Annotated in this window: 14 protein-coding genes; 4 read left to right on the forward strand and 10 right to left on the reverse strand. The window is 67.2% G+C overall.

Translation table 11 applies throughout. The features are described 5' to 3' along the window. Positions 1-620: 620 nt before the first annotated feature. Together O3Q52_RS21310 and O3Q52_RS21315 are read right to left on the reverse strand one after the other, a co-directional pair. The gene (locus O3Q52_RS21310) at positions 621-839 is read right to left on the reverse strand and encodes a DUF397 domain-containing protein (protein ID WP_269650373.1); all 219 of its coding nucleotides are present in this window, start codon (positions 837-839) and stop codon (positions 621-623) included. Further along, on the reverse strand, positions 836-1,684 hold the full coding sequence (locus tag O3Q52_RS21315; protein WP_269650374.1) for a helix-turn-helix transcriptional regulator: 849 nt from the start codon (positions 1,682-1,684) through the stop codon (positions 836-838). The genes O3Q52_RS21310 and O3Q52_RS21315 overlap by 4 nt, the downstream gene beginning before the upstream one ends. Before the next feature lie 216 nt (positions 1,685-1,900). Here O3Q52_RS21315 and O3Q52_RS21320 point away from each other — a divergent pair, with 216 nt between their 5' ends. Further along, positions 1,901-2,563, forward strand: coding sequence for an ATP-binding protein (locus tag O3Q52_RS21320; RefSeq protein WP_269650375.1), 663 nt, complete (start codon positions 1,901-1,903; stop codon positions 2,561-2,563). A gap of 252 nt (positions 2,564-2,815) precedes the next feature. On the opposite strand, the gene drmB is transcribed toward O3Q52_RS21320, so the two are convergent. The 4 genes from drmB to O3Q52_RS21340 are packed head-to-tail and all read right to left on the reverse strand — an operon-like array spanning position 2,816 to position 14,587. Beyond that, positions 2,816-4,681, reverse strand: a complete 1,866-nt coding sequence (gene drmB, locus O3Q52_RS21325) for a DUF1998 domain-containing protein (protein WP_269650376.1) — start codon at positions 4,679-4,681, stop codon at positions 2,816-2,818. Then, a complete protein-coding gene (locus O3Q52_RS21330; protein ID WP_269650377.1) occupies positions 4,678-7,929 on the reverse strand; it encodes a helicase-related protein in 3,252 nt (1,083 codons plus the stop codon). Before O3Q52_RS21330 ends, drmB begins: the two co-directional genes overlap by 4 nt. Next, on the reverse strand, positions 7,926-9,827 hold the full coding sequence (locus O3Q52_RS21335) for a UvrD-helicase domain-containing protein (RefSeq protein ID WP_269650378.1): 1,902 nt from the start codon (positions 9,825-9,827) through the stop codon (positions 7,926-7,928). The genes O3Q52_RS21330 and O3Q52_RS21335 overlap by 4 nt, the downstream gene beginning before the upstream one ends. Beyond that, positions 9,824-14,587, reverse strand: coding sequence for a DEAD/DEAH box helicase family protein (locus tag O3Q52_RS21340; protein ID WP_369124172.1), 4,764 nt, complete (start codon positions 14,585-14,587; stop codon positions 9,824-9,826). The genes O3Q52_RS21335 and O3Q52_RS21340 overlap by 4 nt, the downstream gene beginning before the upstream one ends. Positions 14,588-15,487: 900 nt before the next feature. Between O3Q52_RS21340 and O3Q52_RS21350 the strand changes: the two genes are divergently transcribed. From O3Q52_RS21350 to O3Q52_RS21360, 3 genes are read left to right on the forward strand one after another with little or no spacing between them, the layout of a single operon-like run. Continuing rightward, positions 15,488-17,644: a helix-turn-helix transcriptional regulator gene (locus O3Q52_RS21350; RefSeq protein ID WP_269650380.1), complete on the forward strand. Its 2,157-nt coding sequence runs from the start codon at positions 15,488-15,490 to the stop codon at positions 17,642-17,644. A gap of 3 nt (positions 17,645-17,647) precedes the next feature. Continuing rightward, on the forward strand, positions 17,648-18,643 hold the full coding sequence (locus O3Q52_RS21355; protein WP_269650381.1) for a hypothetical protein: 996 nt from the start codon (positions 17,648-17,650) through the stop codon (positions 18,641-18,643). Then, complete coding sequence (locus tag O3Q52_RS21360; protein ID WP_269650382.1) at positions 18,640-19,518, forward strand: DUF6339 family protein; 879 nt, start codon at positions 18,640-18,642, stop codon at positions 19,516-19,518. Before O3Q52_RS21355 ends, O3Q52_RS21360 begins: the two co-directional genes overlap by 4 nt. Positions 19,519-19,568: 50 nt before the next feature. On the opposite strand, the gene O3Q52_RS21365 is transcribed toward O3Q52_RS21360, so the two are convergent. From O3Q52_RS21365 to O3Q52_RS21380, 4 genes are all read right to left on the reverse strand, one after another. After that, on the reverse strand, positions 19,569-20,951 hold the full coding sequence (locus O3Q52_RS21365; protein ID WP_269650383.1) for a DNA cytosine methyltransferase: 1,383 nt from the start codon (positions 20,949-20,951) through the stop codon (positions 19,569-19,571). 11 nt (positions 20,952-20,962) lie between these two features. Continuing rightward, on the reverse strand, positions 20,963-21,958 hold the full coding sequence (locus O3Q52_RS21370; RefSeq protein WP_269650384.1) for a DNA cytosine methyltransferase: 996 nt from the start codon (positions 21,956-21,958) through the stop codon (positions 20,963-20,965). Continuing rightward, positions 21,946-22,356: a very short patch repair endonuclease gene (locus tag O3Q52_RS21375; protein ID WP_269650385.1), complete on the reverse strand. Its 411-nt coding sequence runs from the start codon at positions 22,354-22,356 to the stop codon at positions 21,946-21,948. Before O3Q52_RS21375 ends, O3Q52_RS21370 begins: the two co-directional genes overlap by 13 nt. Positions 22,357-22,702: 346 nt before the next feature. After that, the gene (locus O3Q52_RS21380) at positions 22,703-23,719 is read right to left on the reverse strand and encodes an SEC-C metal-binding domain-containing protein (protein ID WP_269650386.1); all 1,017 of its coding nucleotides are present in this window, start codon (positions 23,717-23,719) and stop codon (positions 22,703-22,705) included. Positions 23,720-23,880: the final 161 nt, after the last annotated feature.

Raw genomic sequence — 23,880 nt, forward strand, 5'->3', positions numbered from 1 at the left:
ACCCACCCGCGCGCACCCCCACCCGGGAACCCCACTCTTCCGAGCCGCCCGCTCGCTTCTACCCCGTGATTCCGTGGGCCGAGTCAAGGGTGAAGCGAAGCGAAATCGCCGCAGGCGACGGCCGAAGGCCGCCCTTTACGCGGCCCACGGAAGCACGACACTGAAAAAGAAGCGGGCGGCCCCACGGCACCTTGGAAGTCCGGGCTCAGGAACGGGTGGCGTTCCGCCAGGTGGTGTAGCGGATCAAGGCGCCGGAATCCGCAGGTCATCGCCGCGTCGGCGCGGTTCGGGGCCGCGCACTGTGCTGACGGCAGGTCAGCCGCCGCGCGACCCGGGAGCCATGTCCCCTGGAGTGGCCGACGCGCGGCTTACCGGAACGCGTCGAGCAAGGTCGCTTACACCACGAAGCGGGACACGACCCAGGAACGCCCCCACACCACCCGAGCATTGGCTCGACCAAGCCATCAAGGCACGGCCAAGCCGCGCATTTGCGTATGCCGACAGGTCACCGTTCCAAGTGCGCACGCGTCACGGCTCCGAGTCTGCGCGAGCCGGCGGTACCACATCACGCCGGGTGGATTCCCTCGCCAGATTCTGCCGAGCGTGTTCGTGGAAGCTGTTCAGAGCAACCCGGGACCATCGCCATCCAAGGCCCGTATGAAAGCCCGCCAGGCGTGAAGGCGAATGGTGAGCACGGGGCCACGAGCGTTCTTGGAGTCACGTACGAGGGCTCCGTCGACAGAGTGGGCGCACTCGACACACTCACCGCCCGCACCGTTGCTGTAGGAGGACTTGAACCACGAGGAAGGGGCCTCAGGAGCAGATCGCGCAATGCTCATCTTGCATATTCCTTAAGAACGGACTTGACCAGCTGGGCGGAGCGCTGGGGGCTCAGGGCGGCGGCTCTCAAGCCGTCGAAGGCCCGGGTGTACTCCCGCACATGATGCTCCCCTTCCAGGTAGACGGCATCGGTGATGCCGTCCCGATACACGATGTCCGGGTCCTCCTGGTCGGGGAAGCCGAGCATGGTGAACGATCCCGTGGCCGGGTAGGTGCCCGAGTCGAACGGGAGCACCTGCAGGGTGACGCTCGGCAACTCCGCCGACTCCAGGACGCGTTCGAGCTGCTCTCTCATCAACGCCCGCTCCCCGATGACATTGCGGAGGGAGCCTTCGTTGACGACGAACCAGGCATCCGGGGCCTCGGGTCGCGTCAGCATGGCTTGGCGCTCCATACGTACGCGCACCGCCCGATCGATGTCCTGGGCGGGCAGATGCGCTCCAGTCTTGTGAAGTTGGCCGGCATACGCCGGGGTCTGCATGAGCCCCGGGAGCAGCTCGCACTGGTACTGGCGGAACGTGGAGGCATCCTGCTCCAGGCCGATGTAGATGGAGAACCACTGGGGCACACCAGATCCGTGCTCCTGCCACCAGCCGCGCGTCTTGGCCTGCCTCGCAAGAGACTTCAGGAACTCGCGCAGATCGTCGCCGGTCTCGTAGAAGTGGCACAGCGCATCGATGTCGGACGGCTGGACCCTGCCGCTTCCCGTCTCCATCCGATTGACCTTGGAGCCGCTCCAGTCCAGTGCCGCACCGACTTGGGCGCAGGTGAGGGCGTTCGCCTCGCGCAGCTTCTTCAGCTCGATCGAGAGACGACGACGGCGTGCCGTCGGTGAACCTGCCATCACAACGCCTTTCTCGCTAACCGGTATTCAGTCTCCGCGCCAAGCCCCGTGCTTGCCAATCACTCGAAAGCGGGAATCCCGCTGTGCACATTGCAAGAAGGGATGCGCAAACCGCACTCTGATGGCAGCACAGCTCATCGTGATCATTAGTGACGTTGCGTGGCTCACGGGGCGTCGCCTGCGACGAGAGGGGTTTTTGTGGGTCAGGAACCGTGCATGATGCGCAAGCCGTGGGACTTTGCCTTCACGGCTGAACCAACGGAGGTGGCCGTCCTTCGGCGGGCCATGCGGATGCATCTGGGCATCTGGGGCTTGCCCGAAGTCTCCGATGAAGCACAGCTCTGCGTGAGCGAGTTGGCATCCAACGTCATCACGCACGTCGGCCTCGGTACCCCGGCCATACTCGCGGTTTCGATGAACGGCATGCATCTGCGTATCGAGGTCCACGACCCCGATACGCGCGCCCTGCCCACCCTCCTCGACGCGCACATCGACGCGGAGGGAGGGCGAGGCATGGCCCTCGTCGACGCGGTCGCCGCTCGCTGGGGCGTCCAGCTCCGTCCTGATCGGAAGATCACCTGGTGCGAGTTGGTAACGGGGCTCAGGTCGCCGAACGGCCACGTTGAAGGCCCAGGTGTGCAACGGGCCGAGACCTTGTTGGAGTTCCACACAGGCGTGAGATCGCCTTGCCAGCCCGGTCCGGGAAGAGTTGGTAGGGCCATGGCCGAGGAATCGGTGATCGCGGTGATCACGGACTTCCTCCACTGGCTTCGTGCGCACGGATGCGACGTGGACGAGGCTCTGGATCGTGCTCAGACTCGCTACGACGTCGAACTGGGCAGCTGCTGCGACGGCGTTTCTCGTAGACCGAGCGCCTGACGGGAGCAACTCGCTGAGGTGACCTCGTATGTGGCGAGCAGAAGTGCATCGTGCGGGCCACCTGGTACCCCTGCCTTTGGAGGGGTGAGCCTGCATCAGGGGCGACAAGCCCCTGCTTGCTGCCCCACCGCGTACGGGGCTGCAGTATCGGGAACTGGATAGCGGTGCGTCAGGTGCCGGCCGGCTCCCGCCCCTGTCGAGACATCGGCGGTCGCGAGCCGATCTGTGTCGGTGCCTCACGGTCGGCTCGTGTCACTGCTCCAATACGTTTGCGAAAAAGCCCAAGTGAGGATCGTCCGGGGTGCCAACGAGTAGCGCGCGGTCGAGCAGGATGTTGTTCTGCTCGCAGCTCGTCTCGGGGAGCATCACGCAGGCATGGCATGCGGCGAGATTGGTGCCGCCCGTGCCGGACGCCTCGGACTCGACGCAGAGCGGGTCCGAGGAGCACCACTCGGCGCGGTGGACGGCCGAACGGATAGCCCGGTCCAGGCGGTCCGGTTCGCCTTGGGCGACGAGCCCGCCGAGGCTGCCCGCCGAGTCGCTCGTCGCGGTGTAGATGAGCACCCCTGCCATGTCGTCGGCGGCGTACAGACGCTCGCGCAGGGAGGCGGCCGGGTAGCCCGCGTCCAGGCTCCACTCGTTGATGAGGACGTGGGCCAGGGTGTGCAACAGCACCATGCGAGGGGTGGCCGGGGAAGGTACGACACTGCTCGGGTCTCCGGCCCGCTGCTCCAGCACCCGTTGGTGGGCGGTGCGCATCCGCTCGACCCGTGCGGCGACCGCCGCGGCCTTCTCCCAGGTGTCCAGTCGGTCCTTGTCCAGGCGGAGGAAGACTCCCTCCCCGCGAACCTCCATGGCTGGGAGCCAACGCAAGGGGGAGCCGGAGAGTGGCATCTCCTTCGATTCGGTCGTCGAGTCGGGGTCAGCAAGCCGGGTGAACGCTTTCAGGGCGCGTACCTCGCGGAGCTTCTTGACCAACATCGGCCCGGTGACGCCGAGCGGGCCGAGCACGCTCTGGTCGCTCAGCGGGGTCTCGCAGACGAACTGTTCCTCGTGGGAGTGCTCACTCTCGTCGTTGCCCGAGCGAAGACGTTCGTACTCCTTGTTGCGCAGGGCGCGGTAGCGGTGGTCGAGAGTGGGTTCCGACTCGCCGTCGGAGTCCTCCTCGCGCTCCGCGTCGAGCAGCTCCATCACCTCGTCGACCGGAATCGGGATCTCGCCCTTGAACGCGAACTTGAGGCACATTTCGACCTCCGCGCGGCTGTCGAGCTTGCGGAGTTCCTCCCAGTGCTCGGCGAGCGGATCCGCGCGGCCGTCGCTCCACGGCGGGATGGAGAGCGCAGACTTCAGCACCGGCTGCCACACCGCCGAGGAACCGCGCTGAAGCGTGCGCAGAGGGAGCCCGCACTCCTGAGCGGGGGCGGACGTGCCGAGCCACGGGCGGGTGCCGTGACACTTGAGGCCCAGATCCTTGAGTGCGTTCCTGCGGAAGGAGCCCTCCATCGAGACCTCAGGGGTTTTGCCACAGGTGCAGGAGATGAGGATCGAGCGGAGCGAGGACGTACGCCCGGACGTGCGCAGCTTGAGCTTCCCCCCGCACTGTCCGGCCGTCGTGGCACCGCGGTCCGCGGAACGGTGCACCCACTGCCAGTACGGGAACTCGCCGAGATGTCCGGACTCGCAGGCGACGACGAAGCGAGAGGGGACGAGGTCGACCTCGTCCGTGCCGCAGACGCTACGACCGGCCGGCGGGTTGAAGTCACGGTGTCGCTGAAGGTCGTTGCACTCGGGGCAGGAGTGCATCAAGGGGAAGCGTCTGACCCTGAGGCCGTCCTTGCTCTTGTCGTCGGACGCGGGCGGCAGCCGGAAGTAGTCGACGTTGAGCAGGCGGGCCAGGCGTCGTTCGTGGATCTGCGGGGACTCTTTGGTGCTCCAGCTCTGGTCGGCCTCGTCGAGGCCGGAGACGACGAAGGACTCGGAGTCGACGGCGATGAGTGATCCGATGCCGTACGTGGTGATCGCCTGGGCACGGCGGACCGTACCGCGTCGCGGGAGGTTGTGGGCGGGCGCGGAGCCTTGCGCGCCGGTCCGGCGACGGCGGGCGGGGGGCGGGGTCATCGGGTTCCCTCCATGAACAGGGCGGACTCGGCGTCGACGTCGCGCAGACTCCACAGCGTGTCCCACGCCTTGACGTCCTTGGACTCGTCGTACGCCTTCAGAAGGGAAGGGGCACGACTGCCCGGTTCCGGCGCGAAGAGGAGGCCACTGTTGTTGCTCGCCTCGTCGCACCACCACTCGACGAACTCGTCGAAGGCATGGGACGCGGCTTCGACCTCCTCCGGGCTGACCGCTTCCACGCGTTCCAGGAGCACGGACTTGATACGGCCCCGGAGAATGTGTTCGTAGGAATCGACCTTGCCCGCACCCTTGTTGGGGTAGGCGGCCGGGATCAGGATGCGGGCGAGAGCGACGATCACCGCGTGCAGGCCCCGGTCGCGGGCGCGGGCGGAGAACGGTGTCACGGAGGTGGACTCGACCTCACGGTAGAGGGCCGAATGGAAATGCTGGAAGCTCTCGTAGTGGGAGCGGTCCCGAGACCGGGTGGCGTTGAGCATGACCGTGACCAGGCCGGGGTGCGCGCGGCCGACACGGCTCGTCGCCTGGATGTACTCGGCGGTCGTCTGTGGCTGGCCCATCACTGCCATGAGACCTAGGCGGTCCACGTCCACGCCCACCGCGATCATGTTGGTGGCCAGAAGGACATCCACCGCGTCCTCGTCAGGGAACCGCTTCTCGATGCCTTTGAGGCTGGTCGGGATTTCGCTCGCGTCGACACGGCTGGTCAGCTCCGAGTAGTTGGCGATCGAGCGGACCGTCACCCCCTCGCGTTCGGCGAGCAGTTCCAGATAGGCCACCACGTCGTCGTTGACCTGGAGTTCGGCCGCGGAGAGCAGCCGAAGGCTGTTGAAGTAGCCGACGAGACTCCAGTACGCGTCGCGCACCTCGTCGGCGGTCTCCGCCTGCTTGGCCCGGTGCAGCAGGGTGGCGTACGTGCGGATCAGCAGAGTGGACTGGCTGGTGCCGGGCGCCAGGAGGCCGACATAGCGCCGGCTCGCCTTCTCCTCACGCGGGGTCTCCACGGAGAACCACGAGTCGCGGGAGTCCAGACCTGCGGGCGGGAACTGGCGAACACCGCGAGCGAAGAGGCGGCGGCCCTGGTCGGCGGCGCGACGGATGGTCGCTGTGGAGGCGATCACCTTGGGGCGGTCCGCGAGCGCGTCCACGGCCGTCTCGTAGAGGCCGGTCAGGGTGCCCAACGGGCCCGAGATCAAGTGGAGTTCGTCCTGAACGATCAGCTCTGGGGGAGGAGTGCCACTGTCCAGCTTGTTGAGGTTGAAGAGCGCCGAGGTCTCCGGACGCCACGGCATCGACGCGAACTTGTCGACGGTGGCGATCACGAGTGTCGGCCGAGCGTCGTACACCGTCTCGTCGATCAGGTGGACGGGCAGACCGTCGGTGAACTCGCAGTCCCTGCCTGGGCAGCGGACGTGCATTCGTTTGGCATGCTCGTCGACCTCGTAGTCCCGGGCGTCGAGGTGGGTACCGCACCAGGGACATGCGTGTAGCTGAACGGGGTTCTCGGTGGCGAGGCGCTTGTCGAGGCTCCTGCGTAGTTCGTCCAGCTTCTGGCCGGCCACAGTCAGTGTGTTGGGGGTGGCCGAGCGCCCCACCCACATGCCGATGGAGAACTCCTCACGTCCCAATTCGGGCGTGTGGCGCCGCATGTGTTCCATGGCGCAGAGCAGGATCGCCGCGCGCTCGAACTGCTGGAGGGTGAGCAGCCGCAACGTGTAGCGCATGAGGACGGTGACACCACCGCCGTCCGCACCCCTGCGGATGCGACGCAGGAACGACGTGAGGGCGATCAGTCCGAGGTAGGCCTCCGTCTTGCCACCACCCGTGGGGAACCACAGCAGGTCGGAGACGTCCCGGTCGCGGTGGCCGGGGTCGTCGATGCCGGCCAGGCAGAGCAACACAAACGCGATCTGGAAGGGGCGCCAGCGACCGGCGCTCGGGTCGGGGGCGCCGACGCGTCCGCTCTTCACCCAGGCGCTACGGGCGCGCTGGTCGGCCATGGCGCGGTTGGCGAGCCGGAACGCCCTCATCAGGTCGGGCTTGGTCCGCAGCAGTTCGATGCCCTCACGGATCCGGTCGAGCGCCTCGCGGCAGGCTTCCACCTGGTTCCGTGCGGGCTCCTCGTGGGTGTCGCCCGTCAAGGCCTCTGCCTCGGCCGCCTTGCGGTGGATCCAGCGCTCGTACCCCGTGGCGAGATCCTCCAGTGCGGCCAGGACCTCGATGTCGAACTTCTCCGCGAGCCCGAGCATGGACAGGGCCGAGCTGTCGATCTCCGGATTGGAGTCGGTGAGCAGTACCTCCACGCTGGGAACGAACTGGCTCCGCACCTTGGCGACGGCGGCCCGCACGGTGTCCGTCATGCCGATCGGCGGCGGGGTCCAGTCCCATTCGGCGGCGCAGCCGTGCCCGACGGCGAAGGTCGGGGCGTGGCGGTGCAGCAGCCTGCTGGAGGCGACATCGTCGTCATGGGAGGAAGCCGGGGCGGTGCGTTCGATGAAGGCGGTGGACCCGTCGGCCGCGCGGACGGTGAGACCGCACTGGAACAGGGAGAACGCGTCCTGGAGTTCACGCTCGCCGACCTGGTGGGTGTTGACGAGTGTGACGGTGATCGTGACCGTACCTGTGGTTGGGTGGGGGCGTCGGACGTTGACGCGCAGTGCGGCTCCCGCACCGAGGTCGAACCTCTTGTCGGGAGCGGGTGTGGTCACGTCGACCGGGGTGTCCGGAAGGACGAGTTCCCTGCGTCGCCACCGCTCCCGCTGCTCGGAGGTGGTGCGGGCCTCGGCACGGCGGGCCGGGATCGGTTTGCCCTCCGGATCGGTGGGCTCGTACACGGCCGCGCGCGCCGAGACCACGATCGAGTCGCTTATGGTCGGGTCGACCGCGAAGGTGAGGCCCATGGACGAGGGGCGGCGGGAGCCCGCGGCGCCCACCTCCTGCGCGGTACCGGACTCCTCGACGCTGTCACGCGTGCGCAGCGGGGCGACGTCCAGACCTTCGTGCTCTGCCTCGTCCTCACGGATCCGCTGCTCCGCGGTCAGGTCGACCGATCGCGGGTACAGGACGCCGGTCAGGTAGCGGTCGATCGGCGCGTCCTCGGCAAGGACTTCGTCCCGGTCCTCCGGCGCGGCGCCCGGAGCGGGACCGAGAAGCTCGCGGCGGAGCCCTACCAGCAGCTCTTCGTCCCGGACCCGATAGTGCTCGGAGTGCCGACCTGCCACCTGTGTCATGCGCGCTGCTCCTCCTCGTCGGCCCGTCTATACCTTCCGATGCCGGTGATCCGGGGGACGATCCACGCCCCACGGTCGCCGAGACCGGCGTTGGCGCCGGCGGCGGCGCTGCCCGTCACCGTCTCCAGAGTGTCGACCCGTATGCCGTGGATCTGGTCGGGCCACCAGGGTTCCCACGTCCTGTTCACCTTCTGCACCTGGAACAGCTCCTCCCGGAACCGCTCTGACGCCTCACCGATCTCCCGGCCGTCGTGCACCAGAGCGTACGGCGGGCTCTGGTACTCGCCCATCGGTAGATCGTGGCGCTTGCTCAGCACGACGTCCTGCCCGGGGCCGACCTGCGTCAGGAGGTACGCCTGGGTCGCCACGGCGTCGCTCTCGTGGCCGGGCGGGTCGTCCCGGCAGACGTCCCCCGCCTCGGCGACGACGCCGTATCTGTCGTACGACCGCCATCCACCGACGTAGCGGCGGACGTTCTTTCGGCCGCCCGCTCTCTTGAGGATCGGCAACTCAGGTGACTGCGCATGGTAGAGATCCTCGCGGGCGCGAGTCATCGCCACATACAGGGCTCGGGCCTCGGCGGGGAGGTCCAACTCGTCCTTGTACTGCTTGCGCAGTTCGGCGACGGTCGGTGGGGTCAGGACGATCACGCGGTCGAACTCGAGGCCCTTGGCCCGATGCACGGTGGAGACGACGATCCGCGTGGCCTCCGGGTCGGCCGCCTCGTCGGGGAACCTGCCGTCGGCGACCGAGCGGCGAAGCCGCTCCAGATCGAGCACACCCCGGCCGGCCGAGCGCGCGGCCCGCAGCAGCACCGTCCACAGGACGGTCACGTTCGGCTCGTACGGCAGCGGGATCTCCGCGAGCAGCGAGCGGAACCGGTCCTCGGTGAGGCCGGTCGCCTCGGTGCGGCGCAACAACTCGGCCACCCAGTACGGCACCGGCCGCTCTTCGAGGGGGCGCCGCAGCCGGTGCTCGACGCCGTGCTCGTGGAGCAGGCCGGAGACCACCAGGGCCTGTCGGTTGTCGCGGGTGAGGATCGCACAGGTGTCGGGGAAGGTCCGCAACCCGTCCAAGGTGAACGGATCGGTGAGGTCGCCCAGGTCGTTCGCCGGATCCAGGAGCAGTTCGCGCAGCTCGTCGTAGCGCGTCGCCGCCTCGTCCGCGTCCGTCACCTGCTGGAGCCGGGGACCGTGCGCCAAGGCGATCCGAGCCTCGGGGGTGACGGCTCGGAAGTTGTGAGTGAGACGCAGTTCCACGAGTTCGTCGGGGTACGAGCCGCGCAGCCAGTCGAAGAACCGTCCGGTCTCGTCGGCGCGTTCGGCCGGGTCCTCGATCTGGAAGCCGTAGACGGACTGGGCGGCGTCGCCGACGACGGTGAAGCCGCAGCTGTCCTGGTACCGGTCGAGCAGCGTCTCCACCAGCTCTCGACGCCCGCCCACGAGGTCCTGTACCTCGTCGATCACGACATGGGCAGGCGGGACGGCATCGCCGGCCTCCAGCGCACCTTCCTCGACCGCCTGGGCCGCGGCGCCGATCCGCTCGTCGAAGCCGACCGCACCCCACTCGCCGTCCGGGTGCGCCTGAAGGAGCACCCCGTACGCCCAGGCGTCGAAGGTCTGGGCGCGCACCCTTCGAGCCCGCTCCCCGTGCCGGGCGATGCGCTCCCGCAACTCGCGGGCGGCGGCCCGGGAGAAGGTGAGCACCAGGATCTCGGCCGCTTCCAACGCCTCGTCGGGGTCGTCGTGGCCACACAGCGCGTCGAGCCGACGCACCAACGTGTGGGTCTTTCCCGCCCCGGCACCCGCGGTGACCAGAACACGCGCGTCCCAGGGCTGCTCGACCACGGCCCGCTGTTCATCGGTGAGCGGCGGGCTGTCGAGATAGGCGTCGGTCACTTTCTGCTCCAGAGATGTTCGAACTGGGTGAAGGCGAGTCGGGTGTCGAAGTTCGCGATGTTGTCGCTGACGTTGAGGATCAGACAGGTGTTCTCGCCGCCGTTGAGCGGACCGCGCAGACCACGACCGATCATCTGCTGGTAGACGTTGGTGCTGTAGACGGGCCGGGCCACGACCACGGCACGGGTGGCCGGAGCGTCGAATCCCTGGGCGAGCACGCCGTAGTTGGTGAGCACCCGGATACGTCCGTCGCGGAACTTCTCGATGCGCGCACGACGGTCCTGCGCGCTGGTCGTCGCGTCCACGGCGGCGGACGGGATCCCCCGGTCGTTGAGCATGGCCGCCAGATACTTGGCATGGTCGACGGAGGTGGCGAAGAGCAGTGTCGGCCAGTCGTCGGGCAGCTCGGCCACCGAGTCGACGATGCGCCTGCTGCGCGCGTGGTCGTCGGCGAGCCGCTGCTCGGCGGCACGGGAAAGCATCGACATCCGCTCGGCCTGTGCCTTCTCGTCGCGGGTCAGTTCGATCCGACCCCCTTCCAGGGTGCGGTGCTCCACCTGCGCGAGCATCCCCCACTCCTGGAGGTCCCGGTACGGATCACCGGACGGGAAGACACCCTCGTCGAGCCGCCGGTTCCCGAAGCGTCCGACCAGACGGCGGGTCTCCTCCTCGTTGGTGTTGCGGAATGGCGTGGCCGTCAGGCCGAGCAGGTGCCGACCGGTCTCGTACTGGGTGAGTCCCAACCGGCTCAGGATCTCGGTGTACCGCTTGGAGATGGCGGTGTGGGCCTCGTCCACGATCACCAGCGCGGCCTGACGCAGCCACACGTACTGTTCGGTGTCCAGGCAGCGCTCCAACTTGGCGTCGGTGGCGACCACCAGGTGGGGGTGGTCGACGACGTTCCCGACCTCGTTGCCGCTCCAGAGCCGACTGATGGTCAGTGGGCGCTCCGCACCGACCTTGCTCCAGACGAACTTCCAGCTCTGCACGGCCTGTTCGCACAGTTCCTCGGTCTGCGCGATCCACAGCAGCGGCCCGCTCAGGTCGCCGACGCGCTTGACCCAACGGATCACGGCCTCGGCGGTGACCCGGGTCTTGCCCGCGCCGGTCGGCAGCGACAGCATGCCGCGCTGGGGAGCGAGGCGGTCGAGCATGGTGGTGATGTTGCGGACCAGATCCTCCTGGTACTCGTGGAGGCTCGGGAAGTCCCGAGGGCCCTCGACGGTCTCGAACGGCGGCGGGGTCGGGGTCCGCGAACCCGCGAAGTACACCGGGAGTTTCAGGTCCGAGACGAAGGCGACGGCGGACGAGGAGCCGCTGTAGGCGACGGGAGCGTCAGGGAACCGTGCCTGAATGTCGCGAGCGTGCTGATGGAGGACACCGTCGCCGTGGGCGTTGAAAGCCATCTGCGCGATCCGCCGCCCCGATGGCTGGACACCGTCGGCCGCCAGCAGTTCTGCCTCCATCAACCCCTCGGGGAGGCCGATCCGGAGCGCCTCCGCCCCGACCAGCAGCTCGATCTTGGTGACCACGTCCTCCGTCTCACGTACGGCCTTCCGAGCCGCCTGCATCGCGCTGTCCCGAGCCATCCGGTCCTGGTGTTCGAGCACGGCCCGACAGCCGGACGCGCCGAGGCCCAACCCGAGTTCGCGGTCGATCAGTCGGAGCATCGGTTCCGGATCCAGCGGAACGCGGACCTTGACGGTGCCGTCCTGGCGGACGGCGTCCAGCGGAGAGGCCTGTGTGCCGTTGGGCGTGCGGGTGACCTCCTCCAGCTCCGTGCACCTCTGCACCAGGCTGTTCCGGTTGGAGCTGTTGAGGTGTCGGCGCAGGCCGGGATACAGCTCCACCAGTGGCACTGGATCACCCTCGACCACCTCACGGGTCTCCCGGCTGATCACGTCTGCGAAGCGGAGCATGCCCCACTTCTCGACCATCAGCTCGGCGTCCCCGACGGTCGACACGAGCAGCGCCGGCAGCTGCTCGGCGCGGAGCGCCCGATACTCGGCGGCCCCCACGGCGAGCGTGATCTCGTCGTCGGGACGGGTTCCCCAGGTGTCGCCGATCCGGCAGCGGGTGAGGGAGTCCTCGGGGAAGTCCGCGCCGAACCGGGTCAGCATCACGTAGGTCGCGCCGACGAAGGAGTCGTCCTCACTACGGGACACCTCGTCGAGAAGCGCCTCCCAGCGGTCTGCCGGAACTTCGTCGACCGTGGTCGGAAGCCGCAGCTTGCGGGCCTTCTCGGCCGAGAGGTCGGCGACCGGCAGTACATCGCGATAGGCGGCGAGCTGGGGACCGACGGCCTCCCTGAGCGGCTTGACTCCCTGGGAAGTGACGACCGTGCCGTACTTCCACAGCATCCAACGGATCGGCGAGATCACAGTCTGTCGGGTGCCGCTCTGCGCACCGATCTGGCGTGTCCAGTTGTCGACCACGGCATCGTCGGGAAGGGCCTTCAGGAAGGCGGCACGGGACTCCTCGGAGAGTGCGCGGAACAGGTGGAGCGGGCCCCCGATGGCGGCTCCCTCGACCTTCATCCGGCTCAGCGAAGGGCGAGGCGCGTGGGTGTCCAACCTGCGCAGATAGGCGGAGTGGACGGCTTCCCGATACTCCGTGAACCAGGCCTCGTCCTCTGTCGGCCGCACTCCCGAGGTGGGCCGTTCCCGCAGCCCTACCTGGGCGAAGAAGGCGACGTCGTCGGAGTGGAACGCCATGTCGACGGCGACGGTCGGGTCACGGCGTGCATCGACCACCGTGCCCGGAAGCATGCAGTCCTCGATGGGTCGGAACTTTCCGTCGGCGGTCCGTACGCGCAGCGTCGAGCCGGGCATGGCGACCCGCTCCAGGACCTTGAGCGCCAACCGACGGATTCCGGCCCGACGAAACAGCTCCCAGAACCGCTGCCACTCGGCGTCGCCATAGCCGTCGAAGCCCTGGTCGAGGACGCTGACGAAGCGCCCCTCGACGTCGGCCTCGCGGATCCCGAGAACGTCGAGGGTATGAGCCAAGGACGGGTCCTGCGCGAGGGTGTCGACCACGTACACCGTGGATTCGCGCAGCCCCCCCTCTTCGGCACGGCGGAACACCCGACCGGGAACCGGCGGGACCAGTCCATGCTCCTCGGTGAGCACGATGTGCGCCTTGCGGGCCTCCTCAGCGTCCGGCGAGCCGACCTCGATCATGTTCGCGAGGATCCGGATCGCCACGGCCGAGGCTTCAGCGGTACTGCTCTCGACCAAGGCTTCCAGCCATGCTCGGACGTCTGATCGCTCGTGCCTGGCCGCGTCGAGGATGTGCTCGACCTTTCCGGAACGCAGCGAGTCGACCTCGACACTCGGGTGCAGCCAGTTCGAGGGGCGACCGGGGCACTCGTGCCACATCCGCAGCCACCCGGCCAACCTCTTCAGATCCTTCTTGTCGAACCGGGGGTGGACGTGCAGTTCGGCAGGGGCGCGCAGCACACCATCCTGGTCAGGCAGCGACGGATGATTCGCGGCGCGAGCCCAGATCTCCCGGGTCAAGAACTCGTCCGCCCAGCTGATCGCCTCTTTGACTCGTCCGGGAAGCAGAGGGAGATAGGCGCCAGGGTCCTCGGCGGGAGCAAGTGCGGGAAGCGAGTCGACGACCAACGCCGCCGACACCTTGATCATCTCCTGGTTGAAGGGCGAGGAGTCGAGCAGGTTCTGCCGGTCCTCGTTGGTCTTCCACGCTCCGTTGAGGATGCCGCTCAACGACATCTCGTACTTGGTCGGGAAGAAGGACCAGAACCTGCCGCGGCCACGAATCTGCGAGTTGACGTACAGCCCGGAACCTGGGTCTTTCCGTAGCGCGGGGACACCCCAGGAGAGGTCGAGCGAGAGGCGGTCGTGGAGTTCACCGGCGTCCGCCTGGGCCGCCGGACCGGGTGTGTGGGTGGTGGTGAACACCCGCCAGCGGATGGTGTTGGCCTTCCCGGTCCGTTCCTCCGTCACGGTGTGCAGGTCGCCGGTCTGCCGAGTGGTCAGGATCCGGCGGGCCGGAGGAAGGTGACGACGGTCCTCAAGGACGACCCTCGCGACGTGCGGTGAGAAGAGCTGGAAGCCCACGGGGAACTCGTCGCGGGACTCGCCGTGCTCCTTGGCGCGCCCGCCGTGCATGTCCAGGCCGAGCCGGCGGTCCGCCTTCTTCAGCAGGGGCAGGCGTACGACGGTGGTCGCCCAGGTCAGCAGCTCGTGCAGGACGGGGTCGGCGGCGCGCTCGGCCTGCACGTCGAGAGGACGGGCCATCCGTAGCACGGGGGCGTCGAATTCCGGACCGTACCGAGCGGTCACGCCGGGCACGTTCTTGATTTGCTCGTACGACCAAGAACGGTCGAATCCGAAACTTCCGGTGGTGCTGAAGAATTCCGGTGCGTCGGTCACCACGAGGACCGATTTGACGCCGACGCCGAACCTACCAATCTGGCCTCCGCGCTTCTTCGACATGCTCATTCGAAGAATGGTCTCCGAGCCCTCAGGGGTGACGGGACTTCCTTCGTTCGCGCAGTACAGATAGGTTCCTGTGAGGACGACATGAACCCTTCCTCCGGGCTCGTCGGCGATTTCGTCGGCCGCGTTCTGGACGAGTTCGAAGAGTTGGCGATCCCCGTATCCGCCCTGGGTGATGCGACGTTCTCCATTGGCGTGCTCGGCGACGAGGCCGGGGTCCACGGCATATGTTTTGAGGACACGGGAGGATTGCTCGATTACGGTTTCAAGCACCGGAGAGAATGAAGACGACACTGGTCCTGCACTCCTGAGGTTCAAGGATTCGGGCGAAGGTATGCGTGATGGGCCGGCTGTACGAGTTCACAGCCGGCCCATGGGTGTTCGAACGGCGCCAGCGAGCGTTTTTGCTGGTGAAGGCGTTAGAAATTGTGCTCCGAGGGCACTTCCCACCTACACGGAGCGAGGTGCGGAGGAGGTCAGGACGAAGAGTTGTCGACGTCGGGCGGTTCAGTACAGTCCCTCAGCTGGGGAAACCGCGCCAAGAATTCATCTTCGCACGGGTGGCCCCTCAGCAGGTCCGCTGCTGCCTTTGATTCGATACTTCCCATGAAAATGGCTGAGTTGAGTGTGCTCAGACCACGCTCGGAATCCAAGTCGTAACTGTAGTAGTCGTCCATATCAGGTCCCCCTGTCGAATCGTGTCGCACAGGGGTAAATAAAGGCTCAATTGACCCCTCGTGAAGAAAAGAGTGCAGAAATCTCAGATAAACGTTTCGCTAAAACAACCCTAGCAGGCCCCAGGGTCACCTGACTAGCGGTCAGGTTTATAACGAATAGGCGCTTGCGTGAGCTTGGTTCGCACCTGCGAACCTTGCTCTCGGAACTGATTTTGGACACAATTCTGACAGGCCGCCCGATTTCCTCGACTTGCGTTCGAGTTCACGAGCGAGGCGAAAGCTTCGCCATCACTAATAATATCGGATGCCAATCATGGGGTCAACCCAACTCCCTCTCGGCGGTGGGGAGTTGTCCGTAATCCCCCCAAAGTCGGTCAATCTAGGTCAACGATCCAAGTGGTCCTGATGCCCCAGGCTCGATCAACTGTTGGTTGACAGTGCTCACCGTGTCAAATTAGCCTCCTGGTCAGTCGCCTGCGAGCCGCACGCGACTCCAAGGGGAAGAGCAGGTAGCGCGTTGGACACAGGTGAGGAGTTCGGGCCCTGGTTGGCCCGTCAGCTCAAGCTCGCGGGGAAGACACAGGCCGAACTGGCTCAGGAGCTCAACCTGACTCGGGCCGCCATCTCCGCGTGGATCACCGGGAGGTCGACGCCCCGCCCGACCGTCATGACGGAGATCGCCAGGGCGCTCGGCACGGACGTCGGCACGGTGCACACCCGTACCACCGACACCCAGGCAGGTCTGCCGACCACCTGGTACCACCGTCCCGGCTATCCCGACGGGGGTCGTGACCTGGGCAACGCCGCGGCCTTCGCGTTCGACGCCGACGTCCAGGTGCTCGCGCGAGAGACCTGCCAGAACAGCCTCGACGAACGTCGCGTCGAAAGCGGCCGACCTGTCAAGGTCCGCTACACCCTGCACGAGCTGACCGGAGAGACACTCGACGCCTTCCGTGAGGCGATCCTCTGGAACGACCTCTTCCCCCACTACTCCGCCGTCTCGGAGAGCGCGGGAAATCAGAAGGTCGGCCGGGTCGTGGACGCCGGAGTGCGCGACATGTACGAGAAGGGCCGACTGGTCCTGCTGCGGGTTGACGACTACAACGCGTCAGGGCTCATCGGCGACGATTACGCGGACGGTAAGTTCGCCGCCGTGGTCAGGCGGCAACTGGAGAGCCTCAAGTCGGGTCACGGCGCGGGTGGTTCGTACGGCCTGGGCAAGGCGACCCTGTGGGCCACGAGCGCCCTGGGGCTCGTGCTCATCAACTCCACTCTGTCCGTGCCCCACGAGGGACGTACGGAGCGACGGGTCATCGGACGTCTCGAACTGCCCTGGCGCGAGGTCGACGGTGAGTCGTACGCGGGCCCCGCCTGGTTCGGGCGTCCCGATCCTGATTCTCCCGGCGCGAGGGTCGCCCGTTCCTGGTGGGCGGACGAGGAGACCGTCGCGCGTCTGCATCTTGCGCGGGAAGGCGACGAACCCGGGACTTCGTTCCTCATCGTCGGCGCGCATGACGTGGCCAGCCTGGAGGAGAGCAGGGGGGGCGACGTCGACGACGAGACCATGGACGAGGAGGGAACCAAGGACACCCGCGACATCAGCAGGATGCACCAGCGTCTGGTCGAGGCGCTGGGGCGTGACTTCTGGGCCGCGATGACCGGTGGTGGCACCAGGCTTCCCCTCCTGGAGGTATCAGTCCAGGCTCTTCGCAACGGCAAAGTGGTCGTACCGGAGAAGCAGGTCGATCCGTCCGCCGAACAGCCGGCCCGGACCCGTGCCCTGAGGGCGCACTACGAGGGCACCACCGTGGACCGGCTCTTTGAGGCTGGCCAGGTGGCGGCGCGAAGCGTACCGCTCAAGCTCCCTCTGTCCGGAGGCGCCCGAGGGACCCTCGGGACACACCAAGCGGTCCTGCTGGTCACCGACCTGACCACCGACGCCGAGGGTGAGGACGGAGCCAAGAACCAGGTGCATTCGCTACGGGGCAACCGCATGACCGTCAAGACGGCTGGAGTCCCGAACCTGCCGCTCGGCACGAACCCGTTCCAGGCCGTTCTCCTGGTGGGCGAGGCCGCCGGGGAATCGGCCCCCTTCGCGAAGGACGCCGAGGAATTCCTGCGTGCGGCGGAACCACCCGAGCACGACCGCTGGGGGCAGACGGAGGAGCTGAGCCTTCGCTGGTCGCCTTCCGCGTACCGGCGGATCAACATGCTGACCACGGAGGTCAACAGCGCGGTGAGAGAACTCGTCGCGCGGCCGAAGCGCGGCAGCCGTGAAGGTGGTGAGGCTCTGCGCAAGGCGTTGACCGTGAAGGCGAGACCCAAGGCCAAGGCGCCCTCCGGGCCGGTGGTTCCGGTCTTGGACGGGCTCGACGCGACGGTCGGCGATGACGGGGAGTGGCGGATCACCGGGGAGGTGAGCATCCCGCGCGGCGACGAGATCGTCCCCATGGTGCCGGTCGCCCAGCTCGACGTGCGTTCGGGTGGCCGCCCGAAGCTGGACTGGGCGGAACTGGTGGCCGTCGAGGGCTGCGAGGTGGAGGACGGGATCCTGCGTTTCCCACCCGGCACCCGTCGCGCGAAGTTCCGAGGATCCACCGATGTCACCAGCCACCCGGTCAGGACCACGCTCACCCGCCTCGTGCTCGAACTCCGTGCCGGCAAGGGGGAGTGACGCGTGAAGATCTACCCGTACAAGCGACTCAAACGGCCGGTCATTCTCAGGGCGACCTCCGTTTCCCTCAAACTCTCGGACGGTACGCGCGATCAACTGGAGACCACCGCGTACTCGACCCAACAACAGGCGGTCGCACTAGGCATCGCGGGTCACAGCGACTGGGTGAGCGCCACGATCGGACTCTCGGCGACGTTGCCACCCGGGGCGAACGCGCCGGACGCGGCCTGGTCCGACCTGCGCGTCCTCGCCGTTCTGACAGACGGTGAGACCAATGTCCGCACCTCTGTGGACCTCACACGTGACGCGGAGGACGGCCATGACTGGTCGGGCTCCCTGGAGGTGCTCCGTGACGATCACCTGGGTCGGGCCTCCCTCGCCGTCCACGCAGTCGGGACGGTGGACGGAATACAGGGACGGTCCATCGCTGAGACCGATCGGAGTTGGATCGTCGACACGGTCTCCGACGAGCCGGTCCGTGGGCTCCAACTGGACGTCCAGAAAGCCTCGTTCAAGAAGAGTTCCCGAGTGTGGTTGCAGGCCTACGCGGACGTTCCCTGGATCGTGGATGCCTCGGCGAGAGTCCCCACCGTGTTCGTGAACACGGATGTCGAGGGGGTCATAGGGTTGTTGGACAGCAGCGGGACCGGCGTGGACAGCAAGGTGCGTGACCTCCTGGTCGCCCAGATGGCCACCGATGTCTGGACCGCCGTGTTCCACGGCGCGATCGGTGACCTGGAGGTGGGACCCGGCGGCAGCCCGGTCTTCCCGACCGACTGGCAGGGCGAAGTGTTGCGGGAGATGCTCCCGGATGTGGTTCCCGGGGTGCAGGTCGAGGAGGCACTGCGACAGGTCCATCGCCGGCGCACCGGAGACTCGGGCTGGGTGGAACTCCAGACCCGCATCCACTACGCGGCGGTCCGCCGTGCGGATGCCACCAAGGCGCTTGCCTACGCCATCCGCAGTCTGGAACAGATGAACCGGGAGAGTGAGACGTGATCACCCCACCGAACCACGTACCGGAGCGGCTGGCGCTGCTCGCCGGCTCGGCCGTCGGCCCGTTCCTCACCGAGGAACTGCTCAAGGGCGAACATGTGCATGGCGGCATCGATCTCGCCAAGGTGGTCGACTCGCTGCCCGAGGACGACGCCAGGTGGTCGGTCGAGCCGATCCGGAGCCTGGTGGAGGACGCCATGTTCGAGTTCCGGGCAGACCGGACCCGAGCCGACGCGTGGCTCGCGCCACGGCTCCACGCCACGCTGCGCCTGACGCGGCGAGAGGCGGCGGACAAACGCCTGTGGAACCACATCGCTCTGGCGGTGGCTCCCGACTACGTGGTCTGGCGTCACCTTTCGGAGCCGACGGCGAACAAGCCGGGAAGGCGTGTCGCCGCGGAGCGCTTCCGGGGCCCTGCGGACCGGCAGTGTTTCTCGCGCCTGTGGTGGGCAGCTGAGCTGTTCAGGAACGGGGCGGACTACGGGCCGGTTGTGACGGCCTGCGGAAACCAGGACCTTATCCACAGCGTCCTGAAGAGGGAGGTGATCGACCACCGCCCCACCGCTCAGGCATTGGTCCGCCTGCTGGAGAGGGGGCTGGTCACCACCGGGCGAGAGGTCGAGGGCCTCGGCGCCGCGGTCAATGCAGCTGGCGCAACCCTTGTCTACGACGTTCTCGCGCCGGACGAGCCTCGGAACCCGGACGGTCTGCGGAGGTGGATCGCGGAGGCGGGATCGGCGCAGCCGGTGAGTCGGCGCGAACTCCCCGAGGGGCCCGACGAAGAGCCGGTGCCTGAGGAATCCGTGTCCGCGCTCACCGAGTACTTCGCGGAAATGTTCGAGACCGCGCCGGTCAGGGGACGGAAGAACGCAGATTGATCAGACGGGTAGCGCGTCTGTGAAGGATCTTCGCGGACACGCTACCCGTACTACTCCGATGTCTTCGAGTTGTTCTTGTCGCTCTTTCGCGGGCGCGCGGTGGAGCGTGGCGGCGCCTGATCCTCGGGTCGTGGGCACATGTCTGTGCAGGCATCAGCGGCCCCACAGCCCTGACTTCGCAGCTTCGCCCGCTGTTCCTCCGTGGCCGGCTGCCACGGTTCCCTCAACGCATCCGGATCCAGCTGGGGGAGCCCAAGCGCGGCGCTCAGCAGGTGTGCCCCGAACAGAGGCGGCACGGCGTTGCCCACCTGCTGGGACTGTGCCTTACCAGACCATGGGTAGTCCGGCGGAAAGCTCTGCAGCATCCCCGCCTCGTTCATGCTGAACCGCGCGCCCTCGTAGACGATGTTCGCGTCGAGGTGCTGGAAGACCACGAAGCGGGAGATGCGACCAGTGACGGTGAACGCGGGCTGTCGATCACTCCGCACCCCGCGCCTCCCCGGGATCCCAGAGCTGCCGTAGTTCGAGCGGACCAGGAAGGGAGTGGCGCGTCCCGGATGTGTACCCACCGGGTCGGCAAGCACGTCACCCATCGACCTCCAGGGTTGCAGGTCCTTGTCACCGGTTTCCCTGCGCTCTTCGGTTTCTGGTGCCGTGCCCTCGTCGAGGGTCGGCTGATGAGCCTGACCTGTCGCGGCCTGGTCGTCCTCGTTCCTACGGTTCCATTCCTTCGCGCCATAGGAACGGTGGGTCGGCACGGGAAGCGAAGGCGCATCGAGCTCTTCACGACGAGCGATCAATACCGCGCGGGATCGCTTCTGTGGCACTCCATAGGTCTCGGTGTCGAGGAGGCCGACAACGACCTTGTACTTGGTGCCGTCCGGAAGACCCGTCCCCTGTAGCACCTTGGCGTAGTGGTGCCAGAGCTCTTCGACCGCAGGGACCTGTTCCAGGACGATGACGTCGTACGGGCGCTTCTCCCGGTTCGGACTCCTGGTTGCCTGAATGGCGTATCGGAGGGGCTCAAGGACCAGCGCGGTGCGTGGATCGCTGAGAGTCTTCAGATCCTCGTCGATCGCCTCGTCGGATTCGCCCGCTGTCAATCGCTCGATGTACTCCTTGACCTTGTTCAAGTTCTTACGCCCAGCGCCGTGCCCAGCCACCGAGTAGGTCTGGCAAGGAGGCCCGCCGGCCAGCACATTGATCTCCGGTGGCAGTGACTCGAAGGCAGATCTACGCACCGCGCTGACATCGGCGTGAAGCGTGTCCAGCCCGGCCGCGTATCGCGTCAGACAGGCGCTCTTGTCCCACTCGATGCCGAGACTCGGGATGTCGAGCGCGTGCCCGGCAACATCCAGCCCTCCGGGCCCCGCGAAAAGATCCAGGACAAAGGGCTTGTCGAGGATGGACTGGTGTGGTGCCGCGCTGGTCATGTGGCGGAAGTCTAGCCGGCCCCGGAGGCTGCTGGATCCCCGTTCAGGGCCTTGGCGATGGCCCGGCCCAGAGCCCTTCCGACGGGCGGCGGCGTCGCGTGCCCGATCTGGCGGTATCGGGCGGTCTTGAGCCCCGCGATCTCCCATGTTTCGGGGAAACCCTGCAATAACGCCGCCTGTGCCGACGTGATCTTTACCATGTTGTCCCTGCCAAGCTCGGGATCCCATACGAAATCCGCGCTGGGGATCTCGTCACCTACGGTGTGACCGTTGACGCCCATGGTCTCCCATTTCCGCTTGGCTCCTGTCGGCCCCAGGTCGGCGCCACCCCGATTCTTCGAGCCGCCGACCAGTGTCGGAGCCGGTTGATCGGCTTGGGCGGCCCAACGGGCGGCGTCCTGCCAACCGCGTGAGGCCATGGACGGTCCCAAGGCAGTACCGACCGTCGTCGGCTGCTGCACGGTCGGTGCCGGTGGCTGGAATGCCTTGGCCTGCTGCCGCTCGACGGCTACCAGGACGCCCTGCTTGCGGTTCTGCGGTACGCCGAAGTCAGCGGCATTGACGACGAACCAACTGAACTCGTAACCCAGATGGGCCAGTTCGGCTCGGGCGAAATCACGGAACTGCTGATACTCGTCCGAGTGAGCGAGCCCAGGGACGTTCTCGATGAGGACAGCCCGAGGCCTGATCGCATGGACGAGATAGACAGTGGCCTCCAACAGCCGCTCCTCCGAACCCGAATCCGTCCGTTCGACGGTCGCGCTCGACTTCACCCGTGGTAGGCCCGCCGCGAGAAGATCGACGTCGTAGCTCACGGGGTGCTCGGACGGGTCGAAGTCCAGCAGATCGGCTTGCAGTACGTTCCACTGCGGCCGGTTGGTCCGCAGAGTTCTGACGGCGCCCTCGTCGTCGTCCAGCAACAACCGTGACTCGAATCCCGCCTGCTCCAGCCCGAGAGCCAGACCACCCGCCCCGGAACACACGTCCACGAAGGTCAGTACCCCCACTGTTCACGCCCCCTCGTCAGTTCTGTCAGACGTCGCTGCACAGTTGCCCCCACTCGTACGGCCACTTCCTCAGGGGCTTCATGTTCCCAGAACCGCAACACCATCCACCCCTCCGCCGTCAGGTGCTCCGTGGTCTCCCGATCGCGGGTCATGTTCCGGTCCAGTTTCTTGCGCCACCACTCCGCGTTCGATTTCGGATGCGTAGCGTGTTCCGGGCACCCGTGCCAGAAGCACCCGTCGATCAGGACGGCCACCTTGGCTCGGGTGAAGGCCACGTCGATGCGCCGCCGCGCCATACCCGGCACCGGGTACTCGACGCGGTAGCGCAGCCCGGCCGCGTGTAGCAGGCGACGGACTGCCAGTTCGGCCGCAGTGTCCTTACTGGCTTGCCTGCTCATGCGTGCCGAGACGGCAGGTGTCAACGGCTTTATCGCGCTCAAAACGGCTGTGCCTCACGATCATGGCTCGGTCCGTCCGATTGACCGCCTAGTCGTCCACTCCGAGTCGATCGGGTGGACTCGCACCGGGCCTACCCCGGCCGCCCGGACGAGGTGGGCCCGGCAAGGCCATCACGAGCCCGCGGATCGACCGAGCGGGTCGGACTACGGCTGCGGAGTCGATTCCATCACGGGGTCGGGCACAACCGCACGAGGTACGCAGTGGCACCGGGGACCCGCGGAGGGGAGTCTGCTGTTGGTGCAGACAGTCTGTTCAGGTGGGCCGGTCACATGAGTTGTGAGCTGTTCAGGCGGTGCCTCCGTGACAGGACTCGTACGTCCTCCCCGACCCACACCAACAAGACGCCCCCCGCTCCGGCGGCCCAGCCTCCGCCCGCCCCCGCGCCGCCAACGTCGTCGCATACTGCGGCAACAACGACGCGTCCGCCGGCGAAGCCCCCTCCGAAGCCGCGAACGCCTCATAAGAAGGAACCGTCCCCGTGACGATGCCAAGGTTCGGTGTGCCCGAGGCCGCAAGTTCCCTCAGCGAGCCCTCTATCGTCGCCAGGTGCTCCTCATGGGACGGGTACTCCTCCGCCAAGGACGGGTACGCCGTCAGCAGTTCTGAAAGCTCCGAGGCCGGCCAGTGCAGTACCGCCACCGGGAACGGGCGGGACAATGCCTCCCGGTATGTGCCCAACTCGGCGCGCAGGCGCGAGATTTCCGCCTCCAACTCCGCCGGGTTGTCCGAGCCCAGGGACCAGACGCGCTTCGGGTCGTGGAGTTCGTCCAGGGAGACCGGGGAGGAGTGGAGGGTGTCCGCGAGGGCGTCCCAGTTGTCGTGGGGGAGGCCCAGCATGCGGCGTACGCGGTGGCGGCCGAAGAGGACCGGGTGGGTCGCGTACGGGGGTTCGGGGACGTCCGTCAGAAGGTGGGTCGCCGCCTCTGTGAACGTCTGCTGTGCCGCTTCGAGCTCGTCGTGGGACTCCAGGGACTCGGCCACGATCACCCAGGGGGCCGGGTCGCGGGGTGACGCCGCGCGGACGCCCTCGATGATCGCCTTCGCCTCGGCCTCGTGGCCGTACTCCCAGAGGTTGGCCGCCTTGAGGGCCCGTACCAGGAATGGGTTCTCCAGGGGGGTCTCGCTGGAGAGGAGACGGTCGTAGAGGGCGGTGGCTCGCGGGCGGTCGTCGGCCAGTTCGAGGTGGGCCGCGGCCTGCAGCAGCAGGTGCTCGGCGTCCTCGGGGTAGAGGCCGGCGGTCCGCTCCAGGCGTGCTGCTTCGGCGTTGTGGTCGACGTACTCGGCAGACGTGTCGGGGCGCATGGTGGACACCGTACTGCCGACCGCCCGGCGGAGGAGAGGTATGGGCAGGCCAGGGGTGAGATCGGGGGTGGGGTGTGAGTGGCCGTGAGCGGCCGTGAGTAGTAGGGAGGGGTGGTTCGTTCATGGGGATGGTGAGTTGGAGCCTCAGCCCTTATCGTGCC

The sequence above is a fragment of the Streptomyces sp. ActVer genome, assembly GCF_027270795.1.
In the GTDB taxonomy this organism is placed as follows: Bacteria; Actinomycetota; Actinomycetes; order Streptomycetales; family Streptomycetaceae; genus Streptomyces; species Streptomyces umbrinus_A.

Bases quoted from the DNA above. Each gene is read 5' to 3' on its own strand.
- O3Q52_RS21310 (WP_269650373.1), bottom strand. From the start codon at position 839: ATGAGCATTGCGCGATCTGCTCCTGAGGCCCCTTCCTCGTGGTTCAAG.
- O3Q52_RS21315 (WP_269650374.1), bottom strand. From the start codon at position 1,684: ATGGCAGGTTCACCGACGGCACGCCGTCGTCGTCTCTCGATCGAGCTG.
- O3Q52_RS21320 (WP_269650375.1), top strand. From the start codon at position 1,901: ATGATGCGCAAGCCGTGGGACTTTGCCTTCACGGCTGAACCAACGGAG.
- drmB (WP_269650376.1), bottom strand. From the start codon at position 4,681: ATGACCCCGCCCCCCGCCCGCCGTCGCCGGACCGGCGCGCAAGGCTCC.
- O3Q52_RS21330 (WP_269650377.1), bottom strand. From the start codon at position 7,929: ATGACACAGGTGGCAGGTCGGCACTCCGAGCACTATCGGGTCCGGGAC.
- O3Q52_RS21365 (WP_269650383.1), bottom strand. From the start codon at position 20,951: ATGACCAGCGCGGCACCACACCAGTCCATCCTCGACAAGCCCTTTGTC.
- O3Q52_RS21375 (WP_269650385.1), bottom strand. From the start codon at position 22,356: ATGAGCAGGCAAGCCAGTAAGGACACTGCGGCCGAACTGGCAGTCCGT.
- O3Q52_RS21380 (WP_269650386.1), bottom strand. From the start codon at position 23,719: ATGCGCCCCGACACGTCTGCCGAGTACGTCGACCACAACGCCGAAGCA.